At 70.0% G+C, this 18098-nt stretch carries 13 protein-coding genes; 7 read left to right on the top strand and 6 right to left on the bottom strand.

Features of this window, described 5'->3' with window-relative positions; genetic code table 11:
• Positions 1-11: 11 nt before the first annotated feature.
• Entirely contained in the window at positions 12-650 is a 639-nt protein-coding gene (locus tag ABT137_RS31850; RefSeq protein ID WP_351714573.1) for a TetR/AcrR family transcriptional regulator, read from the bottom strand.
• 232 nt (positions 651-882) lie between these two features.
• Between ABT137_RS31850 and ABT137_RS31845 the strand changes: the two genes are divergently transcribed.
• From ABT137_RS31845 to ABT137_RS31820, 6 genes are all read left to right on the top strand, one after another.
• Complete coding sequence (locus ABT137_RS31845; protein ID WP_351714572.1) at positions 883-1857, top strand: tetratricopeptide repeat protein; 975 nt, start codon at positions 883-885, stop codon at positions 1855-1857.
• A 644-nt stretch (positions 1858-2501) separates the two neighbouring features.
• Positions 2502-3146: a DUF6230 family protein gene (locus tag ABT137_RS31840; protein ID WP_351714571.1), complete on the top strand. Its 645-nt coding sequence runs from the start codon at positions 2502-2504 to the stop codon at positions 3144-3146.
• Positions 3147-3288: 142 nt separating this feature from the next.
• Complete coding sequence (locus ABT137_RS31835) at positions 3289-3876, top strand: DUF6114 domain-containing protein (protein ID WP_351714570.1); 588 nt, start codon at positions 3289-3291, stop codon at positions 3874-3876.
• Positions 3866-5209 (top strand): hypothetical protein, encoded by a 1344-nt coding sequence (locus tag ABT137_RS31830; protein ID WP_351714569.1) that lies wholly within the window; start codon positions 3866-3868, stop codon positions 5207-5209. Before ABT137_RS31835 ends, ABT137_RS31830 begins: the two co-directional genes overlap by 11 nt.
• A gap of 294 nt (positions 5210-5503) precedes the next feature.
• A complete protein-coding gene (locus ABT137_RS31825; protein ID WP_351714568.1) occupies positions 5504-9685 on the top strand; it encodes a Hint domain-containing protein in 4182 nt (1393 codons plus the stop codon).
• A gap of 15 nt (positions 9686-9700) precedes the next feature.
• Positions 9701-10165: a hypothetical protein gene (locus tag ABT137_RS31820; RefSeq protein ID WP_351714567.1), complete on the top strand. Its 465-nt coding sequence runs from the start codon at positions 9701-9703 to the stop codon at positions 10163-10165.
• Between the two features lie 109 nt (positions 10166-10274).
• On the opposite strand, the gene pyk is transcribed toward ABT137_RS31820, so the two are convergent.
• The 3 genes from pyk to pta form a co-directional block, all read right to left on the bottom strand.
• Positions 10275-11702 carry a pyruvate kinase gene (pyk, locus tag ABT137_RS31815; protein WP_351714566.1) on the bottom strand — a complete coding sequence of 476 codons (1428 nt, stop codon included), beginning with the start codon at positions 11700-11702 and terminating at the stop codon, positions 10275-10277.
• 74 nt (positions 11703-11776) lie between these two features.
• Positions 11777-13012 (bottom strand): acetate kinase, encoded by a 1236-nt coding sequence (locus ABT137_RS31810; protein WP_351714565.1) that lies wholly within the window; start codon positions 13010-13012, stop codon positions 11777-11779.
• A complete protein-coding gene (gene pta, locus ABT137_RS31805) occupies positions 13009-15135 on the bottom strand; it encodes a phosphate acetyltransferase (protein WP_351714564.1) in 2127 nt (708 codons plus the stop codon). Before pta ends, ABT137_RS31810 begins: the two co-directional genes overlap by 4 nt.
• Before the next feature lie 199 nt (positions 15136-15334).
• Here pta and ABT137_RS31800 point away from each other — a divergent pair, with 199 nt between their 5' ends.
• A complete protein-coding gene (locus tag ABT137_RS31800) occupies positions 15335-16360 on the top strand; it encodes an ATP-dependent 6-phosphofructokinase (protein WP_351714563.1) in 1026 nt (341 codons plus the stop codon).
• A gap of 89 nt (positions 16361-16449) precedes the next feature.
• Here the strand turns inward: ABT137_RS31800 and ABT137_RS31795 are convergent, their stop codons facing one another.
• Complete coding sequence (locus tag ABT137_RS31795) at positions 16450-17163, bottom strand: XRE family transcriptional regulator (protein ID WP_351714562.1); 714 nt, start codon at positions 17161-17163, stop codon at positions 16450-16452.
• Positions 17164-17263: 100 nt separating this feature from the next.
• Positions 17264-18094, bottom strand: coding sequence for a carbohydrate ABC transporter permease (locus ABT137_RS31790; protein WP_351714561.1), 831 nt, complete (start codon positions 18092-18094; stop codon positions 17264-17266).
• Positions 18095-18098: the final 4 nt, after the last annotated feature.

Raw genomic sequence — 18098 nt, 5'->3', positions numbered from 1 at the left:
ACCCCTGGGTCCTATGACCACCCGCCCTCGGCGGCCGGCGGGGCGGCGAGGCCCAGCAGCAGGACGCGGGTGAAGTCGCGCACCCACTCCTCGTCCGCCGGCTTGCCGCTCATCAGGGTGCGGTGGACCACCGCACCCGCCACCATGTCGAAGATCAGGTCCACCGTGCGGGCGGCCTCCTCCGGGTCCGGCTCGGAGGGGAGTTCGCCCCGGCACTGCGCCCGGGCCCGGCCCTCCAGAACGAGTCGCTTCTGGCGGTCCACGATGGACGCGCGGATACGTTCCCGCAGCGCGTCGTCGCGGGTCGACTCGGCGACCGCCGCCATCAGGCCGCTCCGGGCCTCCGGGCGGTCCAGGATCGCCGCGAACTGCAGCACGACGCCCTCGATGTCGCTCGCCAGGCTGCCGCGGTCGGGGAGTTCGAGTTCGTCGAACAGCTCCGCCACCGCGTCGACGACGAGCTCGTTCTTGCCCGCCCAGCGTCGATAGAGGGTCGTCTTTGCAACCCCGGCCCGCGTGGCGACGTCTCCCAGGGTGAGCTTGGACCAGCCCAGTTCGACCAGCGCCTGCCGCGTCGCCTCCAGGATCGCTGCGTCCGCGGCGGCGCTGCGCGGGCGGCCGGTACGTCCGGCGGGGGTGCGGCTCTGCATCCCACGACCATAACCGGCGGTTCATGTGATGCCGTGAGGGAGATCACCGGAAAGTGGTGTCGCGCGGGTCCCGGATGGCATTACGCTACGGGTCGTAGCGAAAGCTCGTGGGTGACCGCACGGGCGACGACCATGGCGTGGGGTGGGGACCCGGCGCCGTTGATGAACACGGGTTCGGCCCGGCTTTCACACCGCTTTTCACACACGCGCGGGAACGGGGGAGGATAGACGCATGCAGCCACGGAACATGTCCATGAGCGGCGTCGTCGACCTCGCCGCGGTCAAGGCGGCCCAGGAGGCCAAGACCAAAGCCGAGCAGGCGCGCGCCGAAGCGGCCCGGCAGGGTGGTGCCGGTGCCGTCTCCCCAGCCGATCTGGTCATCGACGTCGACGAAGCCGGCTTCGAGCGCGATGTCCTCCAGCGGTCCGCCGAAGTCCCTGTCGTCATCGACTTCTGGGCCGAGTGGTGTCAGCCCTGCAAGCAGCTGAGCCCGGTCCTGGAGCGCCTCGCCGTCGAGTACAACGGCCGCTTCCTGCTGGCGAAGATCGATGTCGACGCCAACCAGATGCTGATGCAGCAGTTCGGAGTCCAGGGGATCCCGGCGGTGTTCGCCGTCGTCGCCGGGCAGGCGCTGCCGCTCTTCCAGGGCGCGGCCGGCGAGGAGCAGATCCGCGGGACGCTGGATCAGCTGGTGCAGGTCGCCGAGGAGCGGTTCGGGCTGACCGGCCTCGTCGTCGACCCGGACGCGGAGCCGGGTGCCCAGGCCGGGCCCACGGTGGTGCCCGCGGGCCCGTACGACGCGCTCCTGGAGGCCGCCGTCCAGGCGCTGGACGCGGGTGACTTCGGCGGTGCGGTCCAGGCGTACAAGAACGTGCTGAGCGACGACCCGGCCAACAGCGAGGCCAAGCTGGGGCTCGCGCAGGCCGAGTTGCTCCAGCGGGTGCAGGGGATGGACCCCCAGCAGGTGCGCCGGGAGGCGGCCGAGAAGCCGGCCGACGCCGGGGCGCAGATCGCGGCCGCCGACCTGGACCTGGTGGGCGGGCACGTCGAGGACGCCTTCGGGCGGCTGATCGAGACCGTGCAGCGGACGGCCGGGGACGACCGGGATGCCGTACGGCGGCGGCTTCTTGAGCTCTTCGAGGTCGTGGGCACCGACGACCCGCGGGTTGTGGGAGCGCGCAGGGCGCTGGCGCGCACGCTGTTCTAGGCAACGATCTGAACACAGGTCTGACCAGTCGCTAAACGTCACGTCCTGTGATGCCCGAGTGAAAGATTTGCCGAGGCGGGGCCACGGCGGCCGCTCTTTACCAAATCTTGGTAATCGCGGCCGCTGTTACTCGGAGTAAATCCGGGCTGTTGATCTGTCTGGTTTCGTCCATTGATCAACTGTTTTGCTCGGCCCCTGGACGCCACCCAGAGTCGCTCTCCGAGACCGGTGGGTCGTCCTTCGGTTATCCGCCCGTTACTCCCGAGTAACGAAGCCCCTTGTGCGGGCGCCGAGAATGCACCACGATCGGCGACGCTCGGTCCATTCCCGTACCCCGACAGCCGGTCGGGCCGCGGGTTCATGTGGGTCCCCACCGAGCAGAGTCGGCGGCAGTGACGCCGGCTCTTGGGCAGGGGGGTCTTCGCCTCACCGCGAAGCCTGTCCAGCAAGGTTGTGCGTGATGCGTGTCAGGCGCGACCAGTGGTTGTCGCTCGGGGGTGATCGCCGGTGATCGAGGTGCGTTCGTGCCTCCGAGTGCGGGCGCTCCCCTTCCGAGGACGTAGCACTTCTCCCATCCCTGCCCGGCCGAGCCGCCGTTGGGGGCGATTCCGGGCCAGGAGATGTACGTCCGAGAAGGAGGAAATATGGAGTCCCAGGTGCGTGGCGGGACCAGATGGAAGCGGTTCGCTGTGGTCATGGTGCCCAGCGTTGCCGCCACGGCGTGTATAGGTGTCGCCCTCGCGCAGGGCGCTCTCGCCGCGTCGTTCAGCGTGTCGGGCCAGCAGTTCAAGGTCTCGGCCGACTCACTCGAGGGTGATGGCTTCGAGCAGTACGGTGCTGTCGACATGGGCAGCAGCGCCACCAAGGCGAACACTCACCCGGTGGCGGTGTCGGCGTTCAACAGCGCGACCATCACCAACCTGTGCCAGTCCGTGGTCACGCCGAACGTGCCGTTCTTCGGGAACGTCAGCCTGATCCTGCACGCGGGCACCGACACGAAGAAGCCGGTCGAGGCCACCAAGCTGTACATCGACCTCGACGACCTCACCGCGGACGCGACGTTCACCAACATCAACATCGGTGTCGCCGCCGGAAGCATGAGCAAGGGTCCTGGCGTCAAGCAGGACGAGGTCAACAAGGGGCTGACCAACCCGAACGGGTTCGGGCAGGAGGCGGACCACGCCTCGCTGACCGGCGTGAAGCAGACGGCGTGGGCCACCACTGCCGGAACCTTCAAGCTGAGCGGTCTGCACATGTCGATCTCGACTTCGGGCGCGGAGTGCTACTAAGCACTCCGTGACGGGCGGGGGAGCCGACGGCACCCCCGCCCGTCCACCTTCCGCCCACGGTCTTCACGCGCGGTACAAGGAACCACCACCGCACCACACAGCATCACCACCACAGTAACGCCGCACCAGGGAGCTGTTTTCCATGAGCGCCGAGACCCCTGCCGCCGTACCCGGCCAGTTCGCCCGCCGGAGGCTGCAGTTCCGCGCCTGGCGGGGCACGCGGCCGTTCTGGGCCGGTCTGTACATCCTGCTCGCCGGCTTTCCGATCATGTACTTCCCGTACGCGCATCTCCAGCTCGGCAGCCTGACGGTGGCGATGTCGACCACCGCGGGCGCCGGATCCCTGATCATCGGCGTGCTGCTCGTCGTCCTGGGCGTCAGCCTCTGGTTCCAGAAGCACATCCGCACGTTCGCGGGAGTCGCCGCGATCCTGCTGGCGCTGGTGTCCCTCCCCGTCTCCAACTTCGGTGGCTTCGTCATGGGCTTCGTGCTCGCCCTGATCGGCGGAGCGATGGCCGTGGCCTGGGGGCCGGGTGTGCCCAAGCAGCCGCAGCCGGAGGGCGATGTGCCGCCGGCCGGGGACGACGCCCCGGAGAAGGCCGCCTACCACCCGGGCCCGGACGGCGTGGGCGACGGGGGCACCTTCCAGGCCCCTGCGGCACTGGGAGAGAACGACCTGTCAGGAACGAGCCCGGTGAACGGGGCGAACGGGAGGCACAGTGCCGGCTGACGAGGTGACCCACGGGACTGATGTGGACGAGTCCCGTGTGAGAACCGGGCCGCGGCATGCGGCGCCCAAGAAGCCGCTGTTCACCAGGTTCCACATGCCGGCGGGCAAGGCGATAGCTTCCGTGGCGATGCCGACGGCCGTGCTCATGGGCTTCGGGTTCACGTCCTCGCTCGCGATCGCCGACACCAACAGCACGTCGTCGGCGTCGTCGAAGAGCCTTGCCGAGGACTACAAGGACTGCGTCTCCGCCCTGGACTCCGCGTCGCCCTCCGCCTCGGCGAGTGCGAGCGACAAGGCCACGGACTCGGCCACGCCGTCGGCCACGGCGTCGGACGACGCCAAGGACTCGACGTCGTCGTCGGACAAGTCGTCCTCGTCGGATTCAGGTTCCGACGACACGGCCACGCCGACGCCGTCCGCCTCCAAGTCGTCCTCGTCGTCGGGCGATTCGGGTTCCTCGGACTCGTCGGGGTCCTCCGGTTCGTCGGGCTCCGGCAGCACGGCGACCCCGTCGCCGTCCGCCTCCGCGAGCAGCAGCGGCCTGCTGGACTCGATCGGCGACGCGATCGGCAGCATCCTCAGCGGCGGCAGCACGGCGAGCTCGTCCTCGTCGGACTCCACCGCGAGCGCCACGCCCTCGCCGTCGGCCTCGGCGTCCTCGTCCTCGTCCTCGTCGAGCGACGACAGCGGCTCCGACACCGTGTCCAAGACCGTCAAGAAGGTCACGGACACCGTCAAGGACACCACCGACACGGCGACCAAGGCGGTCGGCGACGCCACCAAGGCGGCCGAGGACGCCACCTCGACCGCCTCGCCGAGCCCGTCCGCGAGCTCCAGCACGTCGGCCGACGACTGCGACGCCGCCACGGACGACGTGAGCGGTGTCGACAACAAGGTCCTGGTCGCGGACGACCCCTGGTACCTGAGCGCCAGCTCGCTGACGCTGAAGAGTGCCGACTACCAGGGCATCGTCGAGGTGAAGACGGCGAGCGGTAAGACGAAGAAGGTGCTGAAGTACGTCATCTCGGGCGGCACCGACATCGGTGACCTGCACCAGACGGTCAAGGACACCAAGATCGACAAGACGTACCATGTGCAGGCCGCCTCCGGTTCGACGTCCACGATCCGCAACGGCGACACCACGATGTACACGGAGTCGATCTCCGGCAACCTCTTCGGCCTGATCCCGATCACGTTCGACCCGGACAACCCGCCGCCCCTGAACATTCCGCTGATCTACTTCACCAATGTGAAGGTCGTCCAGGCGGGCCAGTTCGGCGGCACCCTGCACGTGCCCGGGATGCACGTCTACACGACCGACGGCACCAGCTGAGCACCACCACATACCCTTCCGGGAGCCGCAGAGAAACTGTGCCCCGCCGAGTATCGACTCGGCGGGGCACAGCTCTGCCCGGAGCCGGTCATCCGGACCGGAATCCAATGAGGAACTAAAGCGCTGATATGACTTTCGTAAAGTTCCGTTGCCTGACAGGATGATCAAGTCCCGGGGGGAGGGGCGTGTCGACCGCACGCCCGTAGGGGGATTTCGGCTCACTCCACGAGCCGCGCTGTGCGCTGCCCGCTTCCCGCGCGGACCGACTGACGGACTGACCATCCAGAGGAAGGCATGCACGTGCGAACAGCGCGGAAACACAGACACATCGGGGGAAGGACGCTCCGGCGGGGCGTCGCCGGCACGGCGCTCGCCACCGCCGCGGCGGTGCTCGGCGGACTCGTGTACGCGGTTCCGGCCGCCGCGGACGAACCGGGCGACAACCCGGCCAACCCCTACCAGCGCACCCTGCGCATCAGCCTGGGTGCCCAGGCCCGCGCGGACCGCTGCCAGGCGGGCCAGGCCGTGCACTTCGGCGGCCCCGACCTCAAGGCGGCCGCGGCGACGAAGCTCACCGGTACGGACGCCGGCCTGCGGGCGTTCGTGACACCGGACGCGTTGGGCGGCGAGTGGGGCCAGGCCGCCGTCAGTGACCGGGACGCGGGCGTCGCCGCGCTGAACGCGTTCCGGGACCGCCAGACGAAACTGGACGAGACCAACAAGCCGTACCGCGCGGTGAACTCCTCGAACGGGCGGGACTTCTGGGCCCCCGAGTTCGGCGCGGACATCGTCACCTTCACCCTCGGCACGCAGCAGAAGCTGTACAACAAGGCGGCCGAAAATCCCACCCCGCACCCCGGCCAGGCCTCCCTGGACCAGGCCAAGAAGGTGCTCGACGCGTTCGACACCGGCGGCGACGCCTGGGCGGCCGCCTACAAGGACTTCGCCGGCAGGGAACTGCTCGACACGAGCAACCTGGGCTATTCCTCGGCCAACGACATCGCCACCTTCCTGCGCTTCGGCGGCTTCGCCACCAAGGCCCCCGAGCCCGACTCGCTCGAGTTCCGCACCGAGATCGAGGCGCTGAAGCAGGCCTGGGCGGCGTGTGACACCGACAACCCCATCGACCACTACCGGGTACTGACCGGGGTCGTCACCGCGGCCTACACGGAGTGGGAGACGGAGTACGCCGGCCAGGCCGACCAGCGCAAGCAGATCGTCGCCGCCGAGGCCGCCGCGGCCAAGGAGACACGGGCCGCCACGGAGGCGATGACCGAGGCGGTCCGGCAGGCGTGGCTGGCGGACCAGATCCTCTACTGGCAGAAGTACTGGGCCGCGCACAAGGGCTCCATCGACTACCCGAAGGCCGCCGACTTCACGAAGGCGACGGCCGACCTGAACGCGGCGAAGGCCGCGGCAGCCAAGCAGGTGACCGCGGCGGACGCGGCCGTCGGACGGGCCAAGACGGCCGCCGACACCGTGACCGCCCAGCAGCAGAAGGCCTGGCAGATCGCCGACGCCGCGAAGCAGCCCCGTGGCCGGGGCCTGCTGTACGCCCAGCAGTCGGTGCAGGTCACCAAGGCCTCGTACGCCGCCGCCCAGGCCGCCGCGAAAGCCACGCTGACCGCGTCGAACGCGGCGAAGGCCACCGTGGCCGACTCCCAGACGCTGCTGGCACTGGCCAAGACCCAGACGCACGCGCTGAACACCGAGTTCCGCAAGATGGCGGCACTGGAGGCCAAGGCCCAGGCGAAGGCCGCCGCCGACTCCGCCGCCAAGCTGGCGGCCGAGGCCGCGGCCGACGCGACCACGGCGAAGAACGCCCGGGCGACGGCTGAGAAGGCGGAGCAGACCGCCCGGGACCAGGCCGCCGAGGCGAAGCGGCAGCGCGGTGTCGCGGAGGCCGAGAAGGCCACCGCCGAGCGGGAGCGCGACACCGCGGCGAGCGAGCGGGCGAAGGCCGGCGCGGCCGAGGAACGGGCACGAGGCGAGCAGGACAATGCCCGTCAGGCCCGTACGGACGCGGAGTCGGCGGGTGCCACGGCGGCGGAGAAGCTGGCGGCGGCCGAGGACGCCGAACTGCGCGCTTACCAGGCCCGTAACACCGCGGCCAAGGCCGAGCACGAGAAGGATGCCACCGCCTCGCGGGCGGCCGCGCTGGAGTCGGCGGCCGCCGCGGCCGACGGCACCTCGGCTGCGGCTGAGACGCGGCAGGCGGCCACGGAGGCACGTACCGCGGCCAACGCGGCAGCGGGTGCGGCGACCCGGGCCCGGGCGGCGGCCGACGACGCGACCACCGCCGCGGTGAACGCACGAGCGGCGGCAACGCGTGCGGAAGGCGCGGCCAAGCGTTCCCGGTCCGCCGCCGACGCCGCCCAGTCGGCATACGCGAAGACCCAGGCCGCGGCGGCCACCGCGCATGCTGCGGCGGCTGAGGCGATCGACGCGGCGGCAGCGGCGAAGGAGAAGGCCGAGCAGGCCGACGCCGAGGCGAAGAAGGCCCAGACCGCAGCGGCCACCGCGCGCAAGGAGGCCACTGCGGCGGTGGCCGAGGCCGCGAAGACGGCCGCGTGGGCGGCGAAGACCGCCGGATACGCCACCGCCACGGCACAGTACGCGCAGGCCGCCCGGGACGCCGCGTCCGCGACGACCAAGGCGGCCGACGAAGCGATCAGCCTGGGCACTCCCTACCAGGAGAGTGACGCCTCGGCGGCGTACGCGGTGCTGATCGGGCAGACTGCGAAGACCCTCGCCGAGCAGCAGGCGACCGCGGCGAAGGCCAAGTCGGACGAGGCGAAGAAGGCGGCGGCCCAGGCCAAGGCGCTCGCCGACAAGGCCGCCGGCGACGCGAAGATCGCCCTCCAGGCCGCGGCCGACGCAGCGGACTACGCCGTGCAGGCGGTCAACTCGGCCGCGGCGGCGAACGCTTCGGCGGCCGCAGCGGCGGTCGACGCCGCAGCCGCGAAGAAGGCGGACGCAAACGCCCAGAAGTACGACGAGCAGGCGGGCACCGACGCCTTCTACGCCAACTTCGCCGCGAACGAGGCCGAATCGGCGGCCGCCCAGGCCGACCGTGATGCCACAGAGGCCGAGAAGGACGCCACCAGCGCCCGTTCCGCTGCCGACAGCGCCGAACAGGACGCGTCGGCGGCCGACCGGACCGCCACCAAGGCGGAGAACGACGCCACCGCTGCGGAGGGCGCGGCGGACAAGGCCGCCGGCTACGCCGACCAGGCGGACAAGGCGGCCACGCGGGCGGAGGCCGAGGAACGGGAGCGGGCCAGGCAGGAGCGGGCGGAAGTCGTCAACTCCGGCGGTTCGACCGCGGAGTACGTCCTGACCAAGGACGAGGAGGCCGCTCTGCTCGCGGAGTGCGGCCAGACCTGCGTCGATCAGTACCGCGAAGCCATGGCCGCTGCGAACCAGGACGTCCTCGACTGGGTGAAGGCGAACGGCGGCGCGATCCTGCTCGACCTGCTCGGGGTCACGGACGCCAAGAAGTGCTTCTCCGACCCGGACGTGGAGAGCTGCCTCTGGACGCTCGTCAACGCCATCAGCGTGGTCACCCTGATCGGCAAGGCACCGGCCGTGGCCACGGCCATCGTGCGGGTCAGCACCGGGATCGCGAAGTTCTTCGAGGGCGCGACCAAGGCACGCAAGACGATGAAGGCGCTGAAGGTCATCATCGACGCGCGGCTCGCCAAGGGCGTGTCGTTCTGCGTGAAGCACAGCTTCGTGGCCGGGACCATGGTCAAGATGGCCGACGGCGGAGTCCGTGCCATCGAGAAGGTCGCCGCGGGGGACCAGGTCCTCAACGCGCGGCCGGGTGACACCGCCGCCGAACGGCACGGCGTCGTGCTGGCGCACCGCACCACCACCGACACCCGGTTCACCGACCTGACCGTCGCCACGCCGAGCGGTCGGCGCACCATCACCGGCACGTCCGACCACCCGTTCTACGACCTCACCTCCGGCTCGTGGACGGACGCCGGACGCCTCGCGGCCGGCCACCGGCTGCAGACACTGGACCACGGCACGGTCACGGTCGTAGGGGTCACCTCGTACACCAGGCCGCAGCTCACCTATGACCTCACGGTGGAGGGCGTCCACTCCTACTTCGTGATGGCCGGGGACAGCCCGGTGCTGGTCCACAACATCAGCTGCCGCACGATCACCAGCGGGGCGCTGAAGCACATCGGTGACGAGCATCTGTGGGGCGGCAGTTACCACCTCGCGGGCGATATGGGGAACGTCTTCGCCCAGGGGCTCGACGCAGGCAAGCTCAAGAAGCTGATCGAGGAAGCGGCGCAGTTCGGGCGCGAGGTGCCCCGGGCGAAGGCCGATACCCGCGGAGGCAACTACATCGACTACGCCTTCGACAATGTGACGACGGGGGCGAACGGCCAGAACGGCATCCGGCTCGTCGTCGACGAGTTCGGCAACCTGGTCACCGCGATGCCCAAGAACGTCTGGTGAGGGAAAGGAGGACGGATGATCGACTTTGCCTTCGAGCCGCGTGCGGACGACGACTCCTGGTCACCGGACTGGCGGCCACCGGTCACCGATCTGAGTGCCTCGGACTTCAGTCTGCGGTACTTCAAGGCCGACCTGCGGCTCGTCGTCCACGGCGTGGACCTCGGCGTGCGGCTGCTGGGAGAGCCGGTGGTCGACATCGCCCTGCTGCTGGACCACGCGGTAGGGGAGTTGGAGACCCGCGCTGACGTCGCGGTCGAGGCCTCCCTCACCCAGCACGTCTACGCCTTCCACCGGGAGGGGACGACCGTCACCCTTACGACGGACTGGCCGCCGGCCAGGGCGGAGCTGAGCTGGGAGGAACTGCGCGGGCTCGCCGAGCGGGCGAAGGCCGAGGCCGTACGGCTGATCACCGCCGCCCATCCGGAACTGGGCGGCAACGCCTGGCTGCGGGAGACGGTCGGAGCACCGCCGGCCGTGTGAGGCCGCTGCGTCGGGGTCGGCCGACGACCTCGACGCGCCGAGGGCGCCCCCTTTCACAGGGGGCGCCCTCGGTGTCGTACCAGGTCGTGCGAGGCCCTTCAGGAGGCCGTCACTTGTTGATGCCGCCGATGTGGTGGACCCGGAGCATGTTGGTGGTGCCGGAGACGCCGGGGGGCGAGCCGGCCGTGATGATGACCGTGTCGCCCGTGTTGAAGCGGTTGATCTTGGCGAGCTCCTGGTCGACCATGTCGACCATCTCGTCCGTGGTGTTCACGAACGGCACCACGTGCGACTCCACGCCCCAGCTGAGGGTGAGCTGGTTGCGGGTGTTCTCGTCGGTGGTGAAGGCGATGATCGGCTGCTGGGCGCGGTAGCGGGAGAGGCGGCGCGCCGTGTCGCCGGACTGGGTGAAGGCGACCAGGCCGCGGCCGCCGAGGAAGTCGGCGATCTCGCAGGCCGCACGGGCCACCGAACCACCCTGCGTACGCGGCTTCTTGCCGGGGACGAGGGGCTGCAGGCCCTTGCTCAGCAGTTCCTGCTCCGCCGCCACGACGATCTTCGACATCGTCTTCACGGTCTCGACCGGGTACGCGCCGACGGAGGACTCCGCCGAGAGCATCACCGCGTCCGCGCCGTCCAGGATCGCGTTGGCGACGTCGGAGGCCTCGGCGCGGGTCGGGCGGGAGTTGGTGATCATCGACTCCATCATCTGGGTCGCCACGATCACCGGCTTGGCGTTGCGCCGGCACAGCTCGATCAGGCGCTTCTGCACCATGGGGACCTTCTCGAGCGGGTACTCGACGGCCAGGTCGCCACGGGCCACCATGACGGCGTCGAACGCCATCACGACGCCCTCCATGTTCTCCACCGCCTGCGGCTTCTCCACCTTGGCGATGACGGGGACCCGGCGGCCCTCCTCGTCCATCACCTTGTGGACGTCGTCGACGTCCTTGGCGTCCCGCACGAAGGACAGCGCGACCATGTCGCAGCCCATGCGCAGCGCGAACCGGAGGTCCTCGACGTCCTTCTCGGACAGCGCGGGCACGTTGACGGCCGCGCCGGGCAGGTTGATGCCCTTGTGGTCGGAGACGACACCGCCCTCGATGACGATCGTCCGCACCCGCGGGCCCTCGACGTCCAGGACCTTCAGCTCGACGTTGCCGTCGTTGATGAGGATCTGGTCGCCGCGCGAGACGTCGCCCGGCAGGCCCTTGTAGGTCGTACCGCAGATGGTCTTGTCGCCCGGGACGTCCTCGGTCGTGATGACGAACTCGTCACCGCGCTCCAGCTCCACCGGTCCCTCGGCGAAGGTCTCCAGACGGATCTTCGGGCCCTGCAGGTCGGCGAGGACGCCGATGGCACGGCCGGTCTCCTTGGCGGCGGCCCGGACGCGGTCGTACCGCCCCTGGTGCTCGGCGTGGGAGCCGTGGCTGAAATTGAACCGGGCCACGTTCATGCCCGCCTCGATCATGGCGACGAGCTTCTCGTGGGTGTCGACCGCGGGGCCGAGAGTACAGACGATTTTCGAACGGCGCATGGGGGCGATCCTATCGGTTTGTTTCGCTACGGAATATTCCGTCTGGTGGAAGATACAAATGGGCGCTAATGTGCTCAGCTGTTATTTCCGACCGGCGTCGATCCGGCGCCCACCAGCGCGTACGTCTGGGTGGCGATCTCCAGTTCCTCGTCGGTCGGCACCACGGCGACCGCGACCCGCGCGGCCGCCGGCGATATCAGCCGCGGCTCGTCCGCCCGGGCGCCGTTCAGCTCCGGGTCGACCGCGAGCCCCAGCCCCTCCAGACCCGCCACGGCCGCCTCCCGCACCGGGGCCGCGTTCTCGCCGACGCCCGCGGTGAAGGCCACCGCGTCGACCCGGCCGAGGACGGCGCAGTACGCGCCGATGTACTTCTTCAGGCGGTGAATGTAGATGTCGAAGGCGAGTTGTGCCTCTTCGTCGCCCTCGTCGATCCGGCGCCGGATCTCCCGCATGTCGTTGTCACCGCACAGACCGAACAAACCACTCCTCTTGTTGAGAAGAGTGTCGATCTCGTCCATGGACATTCCGCCAACCCGGACCAAATGGAAAATGACGGCCGGGTCCAGATCACCGGAACGGGTTCCCATCACCAGCCCCTCCAAAGGCGTCAGACCCATCGAGGTGTCCACGCACCGGCCGCCCCGGACGGCCGACGCGGACGCCCCGTTGCCGAGGTGCAGCACGATGACGTTCACCTCTTCCGGTGTCTTTCCCAGCAGCCGCGCGGTCGCCCGGGACACGTACGCGTGCGAGGTGCCGTGGAAGCCGTAACGGCGGATCCGGTACCGGTCGGCGAGCTTCGGGTCGATCGCGTACCGTGCCGCGGACTCCGGCATCGTCGTGTGGAACGCCGTGTCGAAGACGGCCACCTGCGGCAGGTCCGGGCGCAGCGCCTGCGCCGTGCGGATGCCGGTCAGGTTGGCCGGGTTGTGCAGCGGGGCGACCGGGATCAGCCGCTCGATCTCGGCGAGCACCGCGTCGTCGATCACCGTCGGCTCGGTGAAGAACATCCCGCCGTGCACCACCCGGTGCCCGATCGCGGCCAGTTCCGGCGAGTCGAGCCCGAGCCCGTCCCTCGTCAGCTCCTCCGCCACGGCCTTCAGGGCGGCCTCGTGGTCGGCGATCGGCCCGACCGCCTCGCGGGTGTCACCGCTGTCCAGGCAGGTGTGCCTGAGCCGGGAGGTGTGCTCGCCGATCCGCTCGACGAGACCCACCGCCAGCCGGCTGCTGTCCCGCATGTCCAGCAGCTGGTACTTCACCGACGAGGAGCCGGAGTTGAGGACGAGGACACGGGTCGGACTGGGACTCACTGGGCGGTTGCCTTCTCGCTCGGGGACACGGCCGCGGGCTCGGCCGGGTTCTGGGCCGGATTCTGGGCCTGGATCGCCGTGATGGCGACGGTGTTGACGATGTCCTGGACGAGGGCGCCCCGGGACAGGTCGTTGACGGGCTTGCGCAGCCCCTGGAGCACCGGCCCGACGGCGATCGCGCCGGCCGACCGCTGCACGGCCTTGTAGGTGTTGTTGCCGGTGTTGAGGTCCGGGAAGATCAGCACGCTGGCCTGCCCGGCGACCTCGGAGCCCGGCAGCTTGGTGGCGGCGACCGACGGCTCCACGGCCGCGTCGTACTGGATCGGCCCCTCGATCAACAGATCGGGCCGCCGCGAGCGCGCCAGCTCGGTCGCCTCCCGCACCTTGTCCACGTCCGCCCCCGAACCCGACGTGCCCGTGGAGTACGACAGCATCGCGATCCGCGGCGCCACGCCGAACTGGGCGGCCGTACCCGCCGACTGGACGGCGATGTCGGCGAGCTGCTCGGCGTTCGGGTCCGGGTTCACCGCGCAGTCGCCGTAGACCAGCACCTTGTCGGCGAGGCACATGAAGAAGACGGACGAGACGATCGACGACCCCGGCTTCGTCTTGATGATCTCGAAGGCCGGGCGGATGGTCGCCGCCGTCGAGTGCACCGAACCCGACACCATGCCGTCCGCGAGGCCCTCCTGCACCATCAGGGTGCCGAAGTAGTTGACGTCGGCGACCACGTCGTACGCCAGCTCCACCGTCACGCCCTTGTGGGCGCGGAGCAGGGCGTACTGCTCGGCGAAGGCGTCGCGCAGTTCGGAGGTGGCCGGGTCGATCAGCTGGGCGTCGGCGAGGTCGATGCCGAGGTCGGCGGCCTTCTTGCGGATCTGGTCGACGGGGCCGAGCAGTGTGATGTCACATACCCCCCGGCGCAGCAGCACCTCCGCCGCGTGCAGCACCCGCGCCTCGGTCCCCTCCGGCAGCACCACCCGCCGCTTGTCGGACCGCGCCTGCTCCAGGAGCTTGTGCTCGAACATCATCGGGGTGAGCCGGCCGGTGCTCGGCGCCGAGACCCGCTTGTTGAGGCCGGCGGTGTCGACGTACCGCTCGAACAGGCCGAGCGCGGTCTCCGCCTTGCGCGGGGTGGCCGCGTTCAGCTTGCCCTCCAGGGAGAACAGCTGGGCGGCGGTCGGGAAGCTGTTGCCGGGCACCGATATCACCGGGGTGCCGGGGGCGAGCCGGGCGGCGAGGGTGAGGATCCCGTCGGTGGGCCGCTCGCCGAGGGTGAGCAGCACGCCGGCTATCGGCGGGGTGCCGGCGCTGTGCGCGGCCAGCGAGCCGACGACCAGGTCGGCGCGGTCGCCCGGGGTCACCACCAGGCAGCCCGGGGTCAGGGCGGGCAGGAAGCTCGGCAGCATCGCCCCGCCGAAGACGAAGTCCAGCGCGTCCCGGGCCAGCCCCGAGTCGTCGCCGAGCAGCACCTTCGCGTCGAGCGCGTGGGCGATCTGGGCGACCGTCGGCGCGGACAGCGCGGGCTCGTCCGACAGTACGTACACCGGCACCGGCAGCCGCCCGTCGATCCGCCGGGCTATCTCGTCCCGGTCCTCGCGGACGACCCGGTTGGCGATCATCGCCAGCACGTCGCAGCCGAGTCCGTCGTACGCCCGGAACGCGTTGCGGGTCTCCGCCAGCACCGACTCCGCGCTCTGGTCGCGGCCGCCGACCACCGGGATCACCGAGGCGCCGAACTCGTTGGCGAGCCGGGCGTTGAGGGACAGCTCGTCCGGGAACTGGGTGTCGGCGTAGTCGGTGCCGAGGACGAGGACGACGTCGTAGTCGCGGGCGACCAGGTGGAAGCGGTCGACGAGGGTGGAGACCAGTTCGTCGGCGCCGCGCTCGGCCTGGAGGGCGGAGGCCGCGTGGTAGTCCATGCCGTAGACGGTCGCCGGGTCCTGGGAGAGGCGGTACCGCGCACGCAGCAGCTCGAACAGACGGTCGGGACCGTCGTGGACGAGGGGGCGGAAGACGCCGACCCGGTCGACCTGCCGGGTCAGCAGCTCCATCACGCCCAGCTCGACGACCTGGCGGCCGTCGCCGCGATCGATCCCGGTCACGTACACGCTGCGCGTCACGTGTGCACTCCGTCTCTGTGTAGTACCCGTGCGTAACACCTGTGCGGTCGCACAAAAACCGCCCACCGGGGTGAGCGGAACCCTCTTGACAGTACCCCCGACGCCGGATAAGGCGCCCGTCAGGACTTCACCCGCCTGCGCGGCATGAAACAATCGGATCGGCTCACCGGTAACGACAGCGAGCAGGAGACACACCACCATGCGCATCGGAGTTCTCACCGCAGGCGGCGACTGCCCCGGCCTGAACGCCGTCATCCGATCGGTGGTGCATCGGGCTGTCGCCCAGTACGACGACGAGGTCATCGGCTTCGAGGACGGCTTCCGGGGTCTGCTCGACGGCCACTACCGCACCCTTGACCTGGACGCGGTCGGCGGCATCCTGTCCCTCGGCGGCACGATCCTGGGTTCGTCGCGGCTGGAGCGGGACCGGCTGCGCGAGGCGTGCGACCGGGCCACCGACATGGTCGAGGAGTTCGGCATCGACGCGCTGATCCCGATCGGCGGCGAGGGCACGCTGACCGCGGCGCGCATGCTGTCCGACGCGGGCCTGCCGGTCGTCGGCGTCCCGAAGACCATCGACAACGACATCTCCTCCACCGACCGCACCTTCGGCTTCGACACCGCGGTGGGGGTCGCCACGGAGGCGATGGACCGGCTGAAGACGACCGCCGAGTCCCACCAGCGGGTGATGGTCGTCGAGGTGATGGGCCGGCACGCCGGCTGGATCGCCCTGGAGTCCGGGATGGCGGCCGGCGCCCACGGCATCTGCCTCCCCGAGCGGCCCTTCGACCCCGCCGACCTGGTCAAGATGGTCGAGGAGCGCTTCGCCCGCGGCAAGAAGTTCGCCGTGGTGTGCGTGGCGGAGGGCGCCCATCCCGCCGACGGCACGATGGACTACGGCAAGGGCGCGATCGACCAGTACGGTCACGAGCGCTTCCAGGGCATCGGTACGGCCCTGGCGTACGAGCTGGAGCGGCGGCTCGGCAAGGAGGCCAAGCCGGTCATCCTCGGACACGTCCAGCGGGGCGGCACGCCGACGGCCTACGACCGCGTCCTCGCGACGCGGTTCGGGTGGCATGCGGTGGAGGCGGCGCACCGGGGCGACTTCGGGAGGATGACGGCGCTGCGGGGGACGAACATCGAGATGGTGCCGTTGGCGGAGGCGGTGACCGAGTTGAAGAGGGTGCCGAAGGATCGGATGGACGAGGCGGAGTCGGTCTTCTAGGGCTGGGGCTTCGAGTCCGGCCGCGGGTGCGTGGGGGCTGGTCGCGCCCACGCGGCGGAGCCGCATATCGAACACGGCCCCGCGCCCCTTTAGGAGCGCTTGTCGTCCACCCTGTTCCAGAAGTGGCCGACTATCCCCGCCAGGAAGTCTCTCCCCTTGTCCTCGGCTGATTCGGTCGTTGCGATGTTGCCCCAGGCCAGGGTTGCCGTCATCTGTCCCTGGTAGTCCTCGTGCAGGTCGCGCAGCGTGTCCTCGATCAGGTGTTTGTCCAGGGGGAGCAGCTTGCTCACCTGGCGGACGTAGGCCTGCCAGCGAGTGGTGACCGCATTGCGCAGCAACTCCGCCAGTTTCTCCTCCTTGCCGGTCACGGTGATGAAGTCCGGCAGGGACAGGCGGAGGGTGTCGGCCAGGGCGGCGGACTGCCGCTCCGTGCCCTGCCAGTCCTCGTCCTCCTCCATCGCGAGATAGGCGAGGAGGTCGAGGCCGACGGCCAGGGCCACGTCCTCCGGGGCGAGGCCACGCGCGATCCGGTGTTCGCGCAGGGTGCGCGGGCGGCCGATCAGTTCGCCCGGGGCGCACCACAACACGCCCGCCAGTGCGATGAGTTCGGGACTGCTGGGGATCACCGCCCCGCGTTCCCAGGCGAGTACGAGATCGGGCGTGGCGTACGGCAGCCCGTACGAGGCCCGCAGATCGTGGGCCACGTGTTCGGGCCCCATACCGAGAGCGGCACGGAGTCTGCGGGCGGCGGGGGCGTTGAAGGGGGGACCTGGCTGGTTCGGCAGAGCTGGGGGTCGGCGCACAGCCGACAAGGTAGGGGTGCGCGGGGGCACTGACTACGGTCCGTTCGGCCAGGAACACGGATTGTGGGAACGTACGGATTCACGGGCGGTGCTTACCTGTTCATCCCTTGACGGCCCCGCCCAGCGCGAACCCGCCTCCCAGTCGGCGCGCGACCAGCACGTACAGCAGGATCACCGGCGTCGAGTAGATGACGGAGAAGGCGGCGAGCTGACCGTACGCCACCATGCCGCGGTTGCCGAAGAAGTCGTTGATGCTGACCGAGGCGGGCATCTGGTCCGGCGAGAGCAGCAGCATGAACGGGACGAAGAAGTTGCCCCACATCATCACGAAGGCGAAGACGGTGACGACGGCGAGACCGGGGCCCATCAGCGGCAGCACGATGCGGATCAGCGACTGAAGAGGGTTGGCGCCGTCCGTCCAGGCGGCCTCCTCCAGTTCCTTCGGGACGCCGTCCATGAAGTTCTTCATCAGCCAGATGGCGAAGGGGAGTTGGGAGGCGGCGAAGAACAGGATCGTGCCCTGCATGGTGTCGATCAGGTTGATCCGTACGAACAGCGCGTACACCGGCACCATGATCGCGGTGATCGGCAGGCTCGTCGCGAACAGGATGGACAGCAGGAACGGCCGGTTGAACCGGGAGCGGTAGCGGGAGAGCGGGTAGGCGGCGAGGGCGGCGCAGACGACGGTGAGCGCGGTGGCGCCGCCGCACAGGATCAGGCTGTTGAGCAGCGGGGTGTAGGTGATGTCCGGGGTGAGGATCGCGTCGAAGTTCCCGAAGGTGAACCCGTCGGGGATCCTGACCCGCAGGCCGGCGTGCGGATCGACGGCGGAGAGGACCACCCAGGCGAGCGGAAGCACGAAGGCGGCGGCCACGATCAGCAGCCCGAGGTCGGCGGCGAGCCGGTGCGCACGGCGTTGACGGCGGGGCATGGTC

Source organism: Streptomyces sp. NPDC001980 (assembly GCF_040296885.1).
Lineage (GTDB): Bacteria > Actinomycetota > Actinomycetes > Streptomycetales > Streptomycetaceae > Streptomyces.
Note: the sequence above shows the minus strand (reverse complement) of the source record. Positions and strands in the feature narration are given on the sequence as shown.

Coding starts and splice junctions, on each gene's coding strand:
- ABT137_RS31850 (WP_351714573.1), bottom strand. CDS start 650: ATGCAGAGCCGCACCCCCGCCGGACGTACCGGCCGCCCGCGCAGCGCC.
- ABT137_RS31845 (WP_351714572.1), top strand. CDS start 883: ATGCAGCCACGGAACATGTCCATGAGCGGCGTCGTCGACCTCGCCGCG.
- ABT137_RS31840 (WP_351714571.1), top strand. CDS start 2,502: ATGGAGTCCCAGGTGCGTGGCGGGACCAGATGGAAGCGGTTCGCTGTG.
- ABT137_RS31835 (WP_351714570.1), top strand. CDS start 3,289: ATGAGCGCCGAGACCCCTGCCGCCGTACCCGGCCAGTTCGCCCGCCGG.
- ABT137_RS31825 (WP_351714568.1), top strand. CDS start 5,504: ATGCACGTGCGAACAGCGCGGAAACACAGACACATCGGGGGAAGGACG.
- ABT137_RS31820 (WP_351714567.1), top strand. CDS start 9,701: ATGATCGACTTTGCCTTCGAGCCGCGTGCGGACGACGACTCCTGGTCA.
- pyk (WP_351714566.1), bottom strand. CDS start 11,702: ATGCGCCGTTCGAAAATCGTCTGTACTCTCGGCCCCGCGGTCGACACC.
- ABT137_RS31800 (WP_351714563.1), top strand. CDS start 15,335: ATGCGCATCGGAGTTCTCACCGCAGGCGGCGACTGCCCCGGCCTGAAC.
- ABT137_RS31790 (WP_351714561.1), bottom strand. CDS start 18,094: ATGCCCCGCCGTCAACGCCGTGCGCACCGGCTCGCCGCCGACCTCGGG.